Here is a 13,001-nt window from a genome sequence, read left to right as displayed (position 1 = left end):
ACCGACCACTCAGTTTGGTGAAGGGGCGGCGCATCTCGTCGCCGCGTAGGTAACGTGCGTCACCGCTCAGCCACTCCCCGCATTCCCTGCCGTCCCCCGCACGGACCCGAGCCTGCAAGGAGCACGGGATGTCCCACGACCCGTATCCGCCCAGATCCCCGTCCCCGCCCCCACCCCCGTGGGGCCAGTACCCTCCCCAGCCCCCGTCCCCCTGGGGCTCCCCCGACCCGTACGGGCAGCCGCGGGCGCAGACGCCACCGCCCCGCGCCTCCTCCCCCTCCTACTCCGCCCACCCCTGGCCGCACCCGGCCCCGCCCACGGAGCCGCCTGCACCGGACGGGCACCACAGCGACCTGCGGCTCCTGCGCAGCGCCTACCGCTGGCAGCGGCGGGTGGCCACGCTCGCCGCGCTCGGGTACTTCGTGCTGTTCCTGATCCTGTCCGCGTACGCACCGTCGTTCATGACCGGCACCGTGACCGAGGGCATACCCACCGGACTGCTGCTCGCCCTGATCCAGGTGCCCGTGACCTGGCTGGCGATCGTCCTGTACGAGAACACCGCACGCCGCCACGTCGACCCCCTCGCCGCCCGCATCCGCGAACGGACCGAGCGCGAAGCGGTTCGGGAGGGGGTCCGATGAACACCGAGTTCGTGGGAAACGCCCAGGCCATGTCCCTCGTCGGCTTCTCCGCCGTCGCCACGGTCACACTGCTGCTGTGCGTGATGACCGGCCCCGACCGCGACGACCTCGACGAGTTCTACACCGGCTACGGCTCCCTGTCCCCGATGCGCAACGGTCTCGCCATCGCCGGTGACTACATCTCCGCAGCGACCGTCCTCGGCACCGGAGGCGTCATCGCCCTGTTCGGGGTCGACGGGATCGTCCTCGCCCTGAGCACCGCCCTGTCGCTGATGCTGCTGATGTTCCTGCTGGCGGAACCCCTGCGCAACGCGGGCCGGTTCACCATGGGCGACGCGCTGACCCGGCGCATGCCCGGGCGCGCCGTCCGCATCACGGCCTGCGTGGTCACGCTGGCCGCGCTGGTGCCGATGATGCTGGTCCAACTGGCCGGCACCGGACAGCTGATGTCGTTCATCCTCGGCTTCGACAGCGAGTCGCTGCAGACCGGGTGCATCGTCGGCGTCGGCGCGCTCATGATCAGCTATGCGGCGATCGGCGGCATGAAGGGCACCGCCCTCATCCAGATCATGAAGATCGTGATGCTGCTCGGCTCCGGCATGATCGTCGCCCTCCTCATCCTCAACCGGTTCGACTGGGACCCCGGCGCCCTCTTCACCGCCGCCGCCGACAAGAGCGGCGTCGGCTCAGCCTTCCTGGCGTCGGGACTCCAGTTCCACGGCGGCGCCAGCCCCGAACTGGACATGATCAGCGCTCAGCTCACCATCGTCCTCGGCGGCGCCTGCCTGCCCCACATCACCATGCGCATGTACACCGCCTCCAGCGCCCGCCAGGTGCGCCGCTCGATGTCCTGGGCGGTGTCGATCGTGGCCCTGTTCGTCCTGGTCATCACGGTCGTCGGCGTCGGCGCGACCGCGCTGATCGGCCGCGCGCCGATCGCCGAGGCCGATCCGCGGGGCAACACCGCCTACCTGCTGGGCTCCCAGGCCGCGTTCGGCGCGGAGGTGTCGTCGGCGGAGACCTTCCTGTTCACCACCGTCACCTCGGCGATCTTCCTCACCGTCCTCGCCTCCGTCGCCGGCATGATCCTCGCCTGCGCCAACTCCCTCGCCCACGACATCTTCGCCACCCGCTTCCAGGAGATGTCACCGCGGCGCGAGATGACCATGGCCCAGCTGTCCGCGCTCGCGGTGGGCATCCCCACGATCCTGCTGGCCACCCTGGTCCAGCACCACAGCCTCCAGCCCCTGGTCACCTTCGCCTTCTGCCTCAGCGCCTCGGCCATCGCCCCCGCGCTGACCTACAGCCTCTTCTGGCGCCGTTACACCCGCACGGGGTTGCTCAGCACCCTCATCGGCGGCTCCCTCGCCGTGCTGGTGCTGATGCCGGGCACCAACCTGGTCTCCGGCTCCCCCGTCGCCGCCTTCCCCGAAGCCGACTTCAACTGGCTGCCGTTCACCACGACGGGCCTGTTCTCCATCCCCATCGGCTTCGCCTGCGGCTGGCTGGGCACGGTGCTCTCCGGCCGTTCCGGTACGGAGGAACAGCGACGCCAGTACGAGGCGGTGGAGGGCGCGATCCTGGCCGGCGCGGCACACCGGAGGACGTGACACGCCGCCGCACATGCGGGCGGGCGGTGGACCGCCGCTCCCCGCCGGGCACGGGCGGTGGAGGTCGTCACTCCACCGCCCGCTCCGTCAGCACACCCAGGCTCTCGCGCACATGTTCCATGTGCGCCCGTACGTCGGCCCGGGCGTCCCGGTGCTCCTCCAAAACCCGTTCCGTCTCGGCCGCGACGCGCTCCGCCCGGTCCCGCGCCTGCGCGAGCACCTCCGCCGCGCGTTCCCGCGCCTCCTCCTGCCGGCGCCGCGCCGCCTCCTCCGCGTCGGCGAAGGCCCGCTTCGCCTCGGACAGCGCACCCTCCGCCCGCGTCACCGCCTGCGCGTGACGCGCCTCGAGGGCCGCCACCCGCTCGGCCTCCTCCCGCTCCACCCCGGCCAGTCGCTCGGCCTGTTCCCCGGCCCGCTCGGCGAGCATCCCCGAGGTGCGCTGCCGCATCTCCCGCAGCGCCGCCAGGGCCTCTGCCCGCCGCTGCTTGGCCTCCCGCCGGCACGCGATCCGGACGCCGGCGGCCTCTCCACGGGCCGCGAGCAACCGCTGCCGCGCCCACTCGTCGGCCTCGGCACGCACCTCGTCGGCGCACGCCCGAGCGGACGCGCACACCCCGGCCGCCTCGTCCCGCGTCTCCTCCGCGACCCGCCCCGCCTCCCGCCGGGCCTGCTCCCGTACGGCCGCCGCCTCCTCACGGGCCAGCTCGAACAGCAGCCGGGCGCCGTCCCCGAGCGCCTCGTACGTCTGCGGCGCCAGCCCCGCGACCCGCTCCCGCAGCAGCGCCAGCTCCTCCTCCATCTCCCTGGCGAGCACGGTGAGCCGGGCGGCCCGCTCCCAGGCGGCGTCCCGCTTCCCGGAGAGGTCCGCGACGTACCCCACGACCTGTTCGGGCCGGTACCCGCGCCCCCGCACGGTCACGAAGCCCGCCCAGGACACCGATGCGCTGCTCATCCTGCAACCTCTCTCCACCAGCACGAAGAATCGACGCACATGGGATGAATGTGCGCACATCCTGCTGGATCGCACCGAGGTGTTCACGACGCGACACTCCGCGGGCGGACACGCGGGGGGCGCGCGGAGGGGCGGACGGGCCAGGGCGGAGGACGGGCGGAGCAGCCGCACCACGAGGCGGTCGCGCACCGGCCGAACGGGGCGACCGTCGCGCCCCCGCGCACGCGAAAGCCGGGGCCCGGTCGGCGTACCGACCGGGCCCCGGCTCCTCACGACGCGTCAGGACGTCACCGACGGACGCGGATCGTCACAGCAGTCCGTCCCACATCTGCTCCAGCAGCACCGACCACCAGCTCTCCGGCGAGCCGAGCGCCGCCGGGTCCAGCGCGGCCAACTGGGCCTGGAAATCAACGGTCCAGCGGCCCGCCTGCTCCTGGTTCAGCCCGAACCGCAGCCGCCACATCCGCCCGAGCAGCGCCAGGCAGCGCGCGAACTCCGGCAGCCCCGTGTTCACGAACTGCGGCGGTACCGGCGCTCCGCCCGGCCCCGCCTCCACCGGCACCGCGACGATGTTCGCCGTGCCGTACTGCACACAGATCGCCCTGCCGAAGTCGCTGCCCATGACCAGGTACGAACCCGCGTCCGGGGCCGGCTGCACACCCCGCTCGGTCGCCAGCTCCGCCAGCGTCGGCACGGGGCGCCCCGGCTGGGCCTGCGCCCAGAAGAACGGGCCCATGTCCATCGGCAGCCCGGCCACCACCAGCGTGTGCGCCACGATCGGCGGCACGCCCTGCCGGGACACCGCCGCCTGCTCGAACCGGAACACACCCGGCCCGAACGCCGCCGCCAGTTCCTGGGCGATGCCCTCCGGCGGGACCGGCGGCGCCGGCTGCACCGGCGGAATCGGCGCACGCACCGGGGCCGGGCGCGCCGGACCGTCCGCCACCTGGTGCAACTCACCCTGATGAGCGAGGAGTTGCTGCATGCCCTGCTGCCGGCTCGCCTGGTCCGTGCCGTACGGCGCGATGTTCGTGATCCGCGCCTGCGGCCACTGCTCGCGGATCATCCGCGCGCAGTACGCGCCCGGCAATGCGCACGACTCCAGCTCGGTGTGCAGCTCCAGCACCTGGTCCGGGGGCACGTTCATGGCCCGCAGCTCGTGGAAGATCTGCCACTCCGGGTGCGGCGTGCCCGGCGCCGAGCGCCGGATCAGCTGCTGCTCGGAACCGTCCTGCGCGCGGTAGCGCAGCACGGCCTGGTAGCCGGGGCCGACGGTCGGCTGCCCGGTGGGCTGCTGCGGATAGCCGTACGCCGCCGGCTGCCCGGGCACGGGCACAGCGGACGGGGGCGTGCCGGGGGGCATCCCACCGGGCGGCATCCCACCGGGCGGCATCCCGCCGGGAGGCATCGGGCTGCCGGTGCCGGGCGTGCCGGGGGGCGCCGGGGGCGCAGGCGTGCCGGGAGCGCCGGGGGCGTGCGGCGGCGTGCCCGGTGCACCGACCGGGGGTGCGGACAGCACGGTCTCCGCGTGGTGCACGGGGCCGCGCGCACCGCCCGGGGCACCCGGGGCACCGGGCGCGCCGGGAACTCCGCGCGGCGGCGTGCCCGGGACACCGGGGGCGCCCGGAGCACCGGGCGGCCCCGGAGGCTGCGGCCCGCCCGCGGCGGGCCGACCGGGGTCGGCGAACATCGTCGCGGCGTGATGGACACCGCCGGGGGGCGTGCCGGGCGCGTTCGGGGCGCCGGGCGGAGCTGGCACGCCGGGCGGCGGGGTCTGCGCCCCGGGGGCGCCGGGCGCGGCAGGCGCACCCGTCGAACCCTCGGGCATACCGGGCCCGTTGGGGCCGAGCGCGGACACGAGCTGGGTCGGTACGTACCCGCCTGCCGGGGTGCCCGGCGCACCGGGCCCGGACGGAGGCGGAGGCGTGCTGTGCTGCCGTGCGCCCGGCGCACCCGGGGCGCCCGGCGGAGGCGGCGTCGTGGGACCCGACCCCCGACGCGGCGGCGGGGTCGCCTTGCTCGTCGCGGCGTCGGCGATGTCACCGGCGTTCGGCGCGAGTGGACGCTCCGCCCGCCCCGGACCGGCCGACGGCGGAACCGTCCCGGCGCCGGGGGGCGGCGTACTGCCCTGCGGCACACCGGGGGGCGGCGTACCGGGGACCCCCGGAGCACCCGGAGCACCCGGAGCACCCGGAGCACCCGGAGCACCCGGAGCACCCGGAGGCGGTGTACCCGGTGCGCCCGCGCCCTGCGGAGTGCCGTGCGACACCTGCGCGTTCGGATCGTCGATCGCCGGGGCGAGTGCCGTCGGCGGAAGCCCGCTGCCGCCCGACATCAGAGCGGTCTTGGCGTCCGGGACCGCCGAGGGGGGCGGGGTCTCGTCGTCGGACCCGCTCAACGGCGGCGCGAACACGGTCTCCGGCAGCGGTACGGAACGGTCCTCACCGGCATCGGCGTTGGTGTCCGTACCGGCCCACGGCGTCGCCCCGGCCGGCGCGGCCTGGACCCCACCGGACGAACTCCCCGCACCTGCACGCGAGTCGCTCCCCCCGGCGGCCGGCCACGCGGCACCGCTCCCGGAGGCCGCCGACGTATCCGCCGCCACCCCCGAACCCGCGGAACCGGCAGCGGCCCCGGCACTCGAACCGACCCCGGCACCCGCACCCGCACCCGCACCGACCCCGGTTCCCGGACCCGAGCCACCCCCGGCACCGGAACCGCCCCCGGCGCCGCCCCCCGACGTCTCCCCGCGCCGATCCGGAATCCCCAGCCGGTCCGCCGCCTCCTGCAACCACTCCGGCGGACTCAGCAGGAACGACGTCTGGTTCAGATCCACCCGCGCCGCGGGCGCCGGGGCCGGCTCCTGCGCCGTCTCCCGGCAGCCGTACTCCTCCTCGTACCGGCGGATCACCTCACCCACCGGCAGCGCGGGCCACAGCGTCGCCTCACCGCTGTCGCGGGCGATCACCAACCGCTGCCCGCCCCCGTCCGAACGCGAACCGTCCGCACGGTCCTCCGCCCACACCACGAAACCCAGATCGAACTCCCGCACCCGCACCTCACGGTGCTGGTACGAGGGCACGTCCCCGTTGATCCACTCCTCCGCGCGCTCCTGCGCCTGCGCGAACGTCACCATCGCTACCGCTCACTCCCCCGCGGAAGAAACCGGGACGGCCTGCGCGAAACCACCGTCCACCATCAGATTCGCCACCGTCTCCAGCTCCGGCGGAGAACCCGCCAGCCGCGACAGGAACGCGTCGAAGTCGTCCCCGCACGGCAGCAGCAACCGCTCCACCCGCTCGGCCGGCGGCCACGACGGATCCACGTCCCGCACGTCGTCGTACGCACAGAACCACACCGAGCCCACCCGCTCGCCCCGCACCTTCACGGCGAGCAGCCCGCCCTGCACGAAGGCGACACCCAAGTAGTCCTTGGTCAAATGGTCGCGCAGACACTTGTTGACGTACACCAGGTCGTTGACCGCCGCCTCGTCCCGCACCGTGAAGAACGGCTGGTCGATCAGCAGCCCCAGCTCCGCGTCCAGCGCCGTGCCCACCGGGGCACAACCGCCCGCCGCCTTCAGGAACGACCGGTACGCGCCCGGCAACCGGTACCCGAGATCCTCCTCGACCCCCAGCACCTGCGCCTCCGTCACCGCCACGCCCGACTTCGGCAGCCCGAAGTGCGCCGGACGCGTCTCCTGCAACGGCCGCGTGCCCCGCTTGCCCTGATCCACCTGCGACGTCGACAGACCACCGTGGTGCCGCAGCAGCGCCTTCACCTCCACCGGCACCAGCTCCAGCCGCCGCGTGCCCACCACGTGGTGCCACGTCCAGCCGTGCGGCGTCGCCACCGACGGCACCGTGTCCCACAACGCATGCCCGCTCGCCGCCAGCGCCGCGTTCGCCGACACGTAGTCCGTCAGCCGCAACTCGTCGACACCGAACCCCTCCGGCGGCTCCGCGATCTCCGCCGCCGCCCGCGCATACGGAGAGAAGTCGGGGTAGCCACGCTCGTCCACCCGCACCCCCCTGGGGTGCCGGGCGGCACGGACCGGATCCGGGAAATGCACGACCTGCCCGGCGTAGGCCGCGTTCGGCGGCGCGGCGTGTCCCCCGGCCTGGCGGCCGGGAGGCGCCCCCAGCCCGAGCCGACCTGTCGTCATGGCGGTTGCCCCCTGCGGCACTCTGTACGGCCTGCACCGGCCACCTGGCCGATTACGGTCCGTATCGACTGTCACGTCTGTCTCGACTGCTCACCACCACGACCCTGCGGGCTCCCCGCACGGCCCACCGCACGGATCACCGCAGGAATCGCGGTGCCGACAGCCTATGCGGTACGACGACGACGGTCACCGGCGCCGGTCACCCACCCTCCGCTTTCGTGACCACACGTCACCTTCCCGTGACAGCCCGCCCAAACGGGTCGTCTCGCCCCGCCCCAGCTTCCGCACCCGCCACGCCGTTTGGCACTCTGTCACCTCCGGGGGACGCTCGGGAGGGGATGACGATCATGAACACGACGCAGACGGGAACGCACACCGGCCGGCCCGGCACGCCCCGCTCCGGCGACCCCCGCATCGGCTGGAGCAGCACCGACACCGCCCCCGCCCCCGCCCTGCGCCACCGCCGCGACGGCATCCTCCCCACCGTCGCCGCCGCCCTCTCCGTCCGCGGCACCACCCTCACCGGCACCGCCGCCCGCGGCGACACACCCCCCGCCCTGCACCCCCTCGTCCAGGACTTCCTGGACACCCTCACCAGCGCCCAGCGCGACCGCTTCACCGGCCGCTGCGCCGAAACGATCCTCGTCTCACGGCACATCGCCGCCGCCGACGCCGCCCGCAGCAAGCGCGCCGCCCGCAAGCCCATGACCAACGGCGAGGCCCGCAAGGCCCTCAAGCAGGCCAAGCTCACCGCCCGCCGCATCCGCGAGGACGGCGACCCCCTGCACGGCAGCTACGCCGCCCCCTGCCGCGCCTGCACCGCGCTCAGCGCCCACTTCGGCGTCCGGATAGTCGACCCGAGCGAGCCCAACGGCTGAGCCCACGGCACCACCCCCACCCCCACAGCACCGCGCCGGCCACCGGCGCCTCCACCATGACCTCGACGAACGAAGGGCAGATGCACACCGACCGCATGTCGACCACGCGCTTCTCCGTACCAGTCGACGCCGCCCTGCGCGCCGCCGGCTGGCAACCCGGACGCTGGGACATCAAACAGGCCGAGATCTGGGCAGACACCCTGCGCGACCACACCTCACCCGCAGGACACCGCCACACCGTCTTCCCCGCCGCGGTCGAGGCCTGGGCCGAATTCGGCGGCCTCCACCTCCACCCCACCGGCCCCGGCCGCCAGATCGCCCCCGCCACCTGCCACCTCGACCCGCTGCACGGCCTGCACATGGCCCGCACCCTCGGCGACCTCGGCCGCGCCCTGGGCACCGACGTCGCCCCCCTCGGCGCCGAGACCGACACCCAGGCCCTCCTCGCCATCGACGCCGAAGGCCGCGTCTACGCCCTCGACCACACCGGCGACTGGTACCTCGGCCCCGACATCGACCGGGCCCTCACCGCCCTCGTCTCCGGCACCACCCCGGCCCGCCTCACCGCCGACTGACCGCCGACCCGCACACCACACCCGGACCCGCCGCGCCCCCGGACGCCCCACAACCCCCGGAAACCCGCACCCCGGACGCTGCCGCCCCCACGCGCCCGCACCGCCGGAACCACCCCCGCCCACGACGCCGGAACCACCGCCGCCCACGACGCCGGAACCACCGCCGCCTACGACGCCGGAATCACCGCCGATACCCGGAAGCCCCCCGCCTCCGTCGGACCCGACACGAACACCCCGCCCAGCGCCGACACCCGCTCCTTCATCCCCACCAGGCCATTGCCCCCCGACGGCAACCGGGCCGACGACGCCGCCTCCGGCGGCGGCTCGTTCTCCACCTGCATCGCGATCTCCGACACCCGGTGCGCCAACCGCACATACGTCTTCGCACCCGCCGCATGCTTGTGGACGTTCGTCAACGCCTCCTGCACCACCCGGTACGCCGTCGACTCCACCTCCCGCGCATACGACCGGCTCTCCCCCTCCACCGACAGATCCACGACCATCCCCGCGGCCGCCGACTGTCCCACCAACTCGTCGATCTCCGACAGACACGGCCCCTCCGCCGCCTCCGTCTCGTCACCCACCGCCCGCGACGCCGCCGCGGCCGCCGCCGCACCCACCGCCGCCAGCGGCGCCGACGCCCGCTCCCGCCGCTGCCCGCCGTCCCCACCGGCCCGCAGCACCCCGAGCATCTCCCGCAACTCCGTCAACGCCTGCCGGCCCATGTCCCCCACCAGCGCGGCGTTCTTCACCGCCTTCTCCGGATCCTTGCGCGCCACCGCCTGGAGCGCCGCGGCGTGCACCACCATCAGACTCACCCGGTGCGCCACCACGTCGTGCATCTCCCGGGCGATCCGGGTCCGCTCCTCGTTCCTCGCCCACTCGGCCCGCTCCTCGGCCCGCTCCGCCAGCAGCTGCAGCTCCCGCTCCAGGCTGTCCGCCCGCTCCCGCAGACTCTCCATCAACCGCCGGCGCGCCCCGATGTACAGGCCCAACAGCACGGGCGGCGCGGTCAGCCCGAGCGACGTCGTGATCGACGCGAACGGCACGAACCAGTCCCCGATGGTCAGATCCCCGCGCGCCATGTCCTGCCGGACCCGCACGAACGTCACGATGAGCGTCCCCACCAGCGACATCCCCGCGAGCGAGGCGATGATCCGGCGCGGCAGCTCCGACGCGGCGAGCGTGTACAGGCCGACGACGCCCATCAGAAAGCCCATCTGGGCCGGCGTGACGGCGATCGTCACCAGCACGACCGCGATCGGCCACTTGCGCCGCACCACCAGCACGGAACCGGCCAGCAGCCCGAACACCACCCCCGCGGCCAAGGGAATCCCCGCGTCCCGCGCGAACGGGACCCCCTCCGCGGCGCACTCCACGGCGGACACCGCCGCGAGGCTCACATCCAGCGCGGCACTGCGCCGTCTCTCCCACCACCACGGCCCTCCCCGGGCCGTCACGTCGTCTTCCCCCGTCGTGGTCATGCGTCCAGCCTACGGGCGGCCGGGGCGGGTTTTCCGGCGAGTTTCCACGACTGGCCTACACCACAGCGCGTGACCGATCGGACGCGATACCGCCCGAATTACCTCGAACTGCTGAATCGCTCACCGTTCGAACCCGGAAGGCGGCATTCCGCACGGACGGTATGCGTATGACGCGTGCCAACGGCAAATACGCCGACTTCGAGGGGCTGCGGGAACGGGCGGTGGCGCTCAGGCGAGCCGGGTACAGCCTGCGGCAGATCCGCGACGAGCTGAAGGTCTACAACAACGATCTCCTCAACCGGCTCGTGAAGGGAGAACCACCGCCGGCCTGGACCAAGCGCCCGCGAGCCAAGGACGACCTCAAGCAGCGGGCCCGCGAACTCCGCCTCCAGGGCTGGACGTACGACCGGATCGAGGCCGAGCTGGGGTGTTCCAGGAGTTCGGTTTCCCTGTGGGTCCGGGACCTGCCGAAGCCAGATCGCAAGCGGACCCGCGAGGAGGCCGCGGCGATCGCGAGGAAGGGACGGGAGGTCACGCTCCGACTCCGTGATCTGGAACGGCGACGGGTCAAGGAAGCCGCCAAGCAGGCGGTCGGCGCCCTGACACCGCGCGAGCTCTTCCTGGTGGGCGTCGGCCTTTACTGGGCGGAGGGCGGGAAGGACAAGCCGTACGACCGCCGCGAACACGTCACCTTCGTCAACAGCGACCCGCACATGATCCGGGTCTACCTCGCCTGGCTCGACCTCCTCGGCGTCGAGCGGGAGCGCCTGCGCTTCACGGTGATGATTCATGAGAATGCCGACGTGGCGGGCGCGGAACGCCACTGGGCCGAACTCGTGGGCGCGGACCGCGCCGCCTTCAACAAGACGACGCTCAAGAGGCACAATCCCAAGACCGTCCGCAAGAACGTGGGCGACTCCTACCGCGGATGCCTGGTGATCAAGGTCCTCAAGAGTGCCGACCTGTACCGTCGCATCGAAGGCTCTTGGTACGGCATAGTGTTGGGAGCCGACTCGGCGATCCAACCGAATGTCCGGTTTAGCTGAGTTTCATCCCCCATGGTGTAATCAGGCAGCACTGAGGGTTTTGGTCCCTTAAGTTCAGGTTCAAATCCTGATGGGGGAGCTGCTGCGCGTGGGCCCTGACCGGCGATGCCTCCCGGTCGGGGCCCGTACTCATGCCCCCCGCAACCACCCCGGTATCCTGCGGATGTCACCCCCACCCCAACACAGCCGAAGGGCATCCCGTGAGCGCCAACCGCCCGGCAGCCGTCGTCGTTCTCGCAGCGGGTGAGGGCACCCGTATGAAGTCGGCCACACCGAAGGTCCTGCACGACATCTGTGGTCGTTCCCTGGTGGGCCACGTGCTCGCCGCCGCCGGTGAGCTGGAGCCGGAGAACCTGGTCGTGGTCGTGGGTCACGCCCGCGAGAAGGTGACCGCCCACCTCGCCGAGATCGCCCCGGACGTCCGCACCGCCGTACAGGCCGAGCAGAACGGCACCGGGCACGCCGTGCGCATGGGCCTGGAGGAGCTGGGCGGTGCCGTGGACGGGACCGTGGTGGTCGTGTGCGGTGACACCCCGCTGCTGACCGGGGAGACGCTGCGGCAGCTGTCGGCCACGCACACCGCCGACGGCAACGCCGTGACCGTGCTCACCGCCGAGGTGCCGGACGCCACCGGGTACGGGCGGATCGTCCGTGACGACACCGGTGCGGTGACCGCAATCGTGGAGCACAAGGACGCCTCCGAGGAGCAGCGTGCGATCCGGGAGATCAACTCGGGTGTGTTCGCGTTCGACGGGCCGTTGCTGGCGGACGCGCTGAAGAAGGTGCGGACGGACAACAGTCAGGGCGAGGAGTACCTGACGGATGTGCTGGGGATCCTGCGTGAGGCGGGGCACCGGGTGGGTGCGGCGCTGGCGGGTGATCACCGGGAGATCGCGGGGATCAACAACCGGGTGCAGTTGTCGCAGGCGCGGCGGATCCTCAACGACCGGCTGTTGACGGCCGCGATGCTGTCGGGGGTGACGGTCGTGGATCCGGCGACGACGTGGGTGGATGTGACGGTCACGTTCGAGCGGGATGTCGTGGTGCTTCCCGGGACGCAGTTGCTCGGGTCCACGCATCTGGCCGAGGGCTGTGAGGTGGGGCCGAACTCGCGGCTGACGGACACCCGGGTGGGTGTGGGGGCACGGGTGGACAACACGGTGTCGCTGGGGGCCGAGGTGGGTCCGGAGGCGACGGTGGGTCCGTACGCGTATCTGCGGCCGGGGACGCGGCTGGGGCGCAAGGGCAAGATCGGTACGTACGTGGAGACGAAGAACGCGTCGATCGGTGAGGGGACGAAAGTTCCGCATCTGTCGTACGTGGGGGATGCCACGATCGGCGAGTTCTCGAACATCGGTGCGGCGAGTGTGTTCGTGAACTACGACGGGCAGGACAAGCATCACACGACCGTCGGGTCGCACTGCCGGACGGGTTCGGACAACATGTTTGTGGCTCCTGTCACGATCGGGGACGGTGCCTACACGGCTGCCGGCTCGGTGATCACGAAGGATGTGCCGCCCGGTTCGCTGGCCGTGGCCCGTGGTCAGCAGCGGAATATCGAGGGTTGGGTGGCTCGTAAGCGTCCGGGGAGTGCTGCCGCGAAGGCCGCGGAGGCGGCTTCCCGGGAGTCGGCCGACGAGGGCTGACCGG

10 protein-coding genes are annotated in these 13,001 nt (G+C 73.0%); 6 read left to right on the top strand and 4 right to left on the bottom strand.

Features of this window, described 5'->3' with window-relative positions:
* The first annotated feature begins 128 nt into the window (after nt 1-128).
* Together ACFYOV_RS25480 and ACFYOV_RS25475 are read left to right on the top strand one after the other, a co-directional pair.
* Nucleotides 129-641: a DUF485 domain-containing protein gene (locus ACFYOV_RS25480; protein WP_389091051.1), complete on the top strand. Its 513-nt coding sequence runs from the start codon at nt 129-131 to the stop codon at nt 639-641.
* On the top strand, nt 638-2,251 hold the full coding sequence (locus tag ACFYOV_RS25475; RefSeq protein WP_389091048.1) for a cation acetate symporter: 1,614 nt from the start codon (nt 638-640) through the stop codon (nt 2,249-2,251). Before ACFYOV_RS25480 ends, ACFYOV_RS25475 begins: the two co-directional genes overlap by 4 nt.
* A gap of 67 nt (nt 2,252-2,318) precedes the next feature.
* Here the strand turns inward: ACFYOV_RS25475 and ACFYOV_RS25470 are convergent, their stop codons facing one another.
* From ACFYOV_RS25470 to ACFYOV_RS25460, 3 genes are all read right to left on the bottom strand, one after another.
* Nucleotides 2,319-3,203 (bottom strand): cellulose-binding protein, encoded by an 885-nt coding sequence (locus ACFYOV_RS25470; protein WP_389091046.1) that lies wholly within the window; start codon nt 3,201-3,203, stop codon nt 2,319-2,321.
* 307 nt (nt 3,204-3,510) lie between these two features.
* Nucleotides 3,511-6,339: an SUKH-4 family immunity protein gene (locus tag ACFYOV_RS25465; RefSeq protein WP_389091044.1), complete on the bottom strand. Its 2,829-nt coding sequence runs from the start codon at nt 6,337-6,339 to the stop codon at nt 3,511-3,513.
* Nucleotides 6,340-6,348: 9 nt separating this feature from the next.
* A complete protein-coding gene (locus ACFYOV_RS25460) occupies nt 6,349-7,368 on the bottom strand; it encodes an SMI1/KNR4 family protein (RefSeq protein ID WP_389091042.1) in 1,020 nt (339 codons plus the stop codon).
* 347 nt (nt 7,369-7,715) lie between these two features.
* Between ACFYOV_RS25460 and ACFYOV_RS25455 the strand changes: the two genes are divergently transcribed.
* Nucleotides 7,716-8,246, top strand: coding sequence for a YwqJ-related putative deaminase (locus ACFYOV_RS25455; protein ID WP_389091039.1), 531 nt, complete (start codon nt 7,716-7,718; stop codon nt 8,244-8,246).
* An 80-nt stretch (nt 8,247-8,326) separates the two neighbouring features.
* On the top strand, nt 8,327-8,821 hold the full coding sequence (locus tag ACFYOV_RS25450; RefSeq protein WP_389091239.1) for an SUKH-3 domain-containing protein: 495 nt from the start codon (nt 8,327-8,329) through the stop codon (nt 8,819-8,821).
* A 167-nt stretch (nt 8,822-8,988) separates the two neighbouring features.
* Here ACFYOV_RS25450 and ACFYOV_RS25445 read toward each other — a convergent pair whose 3' ends face one another.
* The gene (locus ACFYOV_RS25445) at nt 8,989-10,305 is read right to left on the bottom strand and encodes a sensor histidine kinase (protein ID WP_389091037.1); all 1,317 of its coding nucleotides are present in this window, start codon (nt 10,303-10,305) and stop codon (nt 8,989-8,991) included.
* Between the two features lie 167 nt (nt 10,306-10,472).
* Here ACFYOV_RS25445 and ACFYOV_RS25440 point away from each other — a divergent pair, with 167 nt between their 5' ends.
* Both ACFYOV_RS25440 and glmU read left to right on the top strand, forming a co-directional pair.
* Nucleotides 10,473-11,351, top strand: a complete 879-nt coding sequence (locus ACFYOV_RS25440) for a hypothetical protein (protein ID WP_389091035.1) — start codon at nt 10,473-10,475, stop codon at nt 11,349-11,351.
* Between the two features lie 200 nt (nt 11,352-11,551).
* Complete coding sequence (gene glmU / locus ACFYOV_RS25435) at nt 11,552-12,997, top strand: bifunctional UDP-N-acetylglucosamine diphosphorylase/glucosamine-1-phosphate N-acetyltransferase GlmU (protein WP_389091033.1); 1,446 nt, start codon at nt 11,552-11,554, stop codon at nt 12,995-12,997.
* Nucleotides 12,998-13,001: the final 4 nt, after the last annotated feature.

It is taken from the genome of Streptomyces sp. NPDC005931 (assembly GCF_042871235.1).
Lineage (GTDB): Bacteria > Actinomycetota > Actinomycetes > Streptomycetales > Streptomycetaceae > Streptomyces.
The sequence above is the reverse complement of the archived record's forward strand: the minus strand, read 5'-3'. Positions and strand labels throughout refer to the sequence as shown.

Coding starts and splice junctions, on each gene's coding strand:
- ACFYOV_RS25480 (WP_389091051.1), top strand. CDS start 129: ATGTCCCACGACCCGTATCCGCCCAGATCCCCGTCCCCGCCCCCACCC.
- ACFYOV_RS25475 (WP_389091048.1), top strand. CDS start 638: ATGAACACCGAGTTCGTGGGAAACGCCCAGGCCATGTCCCTCGTCGGC.
- ACFYOV_RS25470 (WP_389091046.1), bottom strand. CDS start 3,203: ATGAGCAGCGCATCGGTGTCCTGGGCGGGCTTCGTGACCGTGCGGGGG.
- ACFYOV_RS25465 (WP_389091044.1), bottom strand. CDS start 6,339: ATGGTGACGTTCGCGCAGGCGCAGGAGCGCGCGGAGGAGTGGATCAAC.
- ACFYOV_RS25460 (WP_389091042.1), bottom strand. CDS start 7,368: ATGACGACAGGTCGGCTCGGGCTGGGGGCGCCTCCCGGCCGCCAGGCC.
- ACFYOV_RS25455 (WP_389091039.1), top strand. CDS start 7,716: ATGAACACGACGCAGACGGGAACGCACACCGGCCGGCCCGGCACGCCC.
- ACFYOV_RS25450 (WP_389091239.1), top strand. CDS start 8,327: ATGCACACCGACCGCATGTCGACCACGCGCTTCTCCGTACCAGTCGAC.
- ACFYOV_RS25445 (WP_389091037.1), bottom strand. CDS start 10,305: ATGACCACGACGGGGGAAGACGACGTGACGGCCCGGGGAGGGCCGTGG.
- ACFYOV_RS25440 (WP_389091035.1), top strand. CDS start 10,473: ATGACGCGTGCCAACGGCAAATACGCCGACTTCGAGGGGCTGCGGGAA.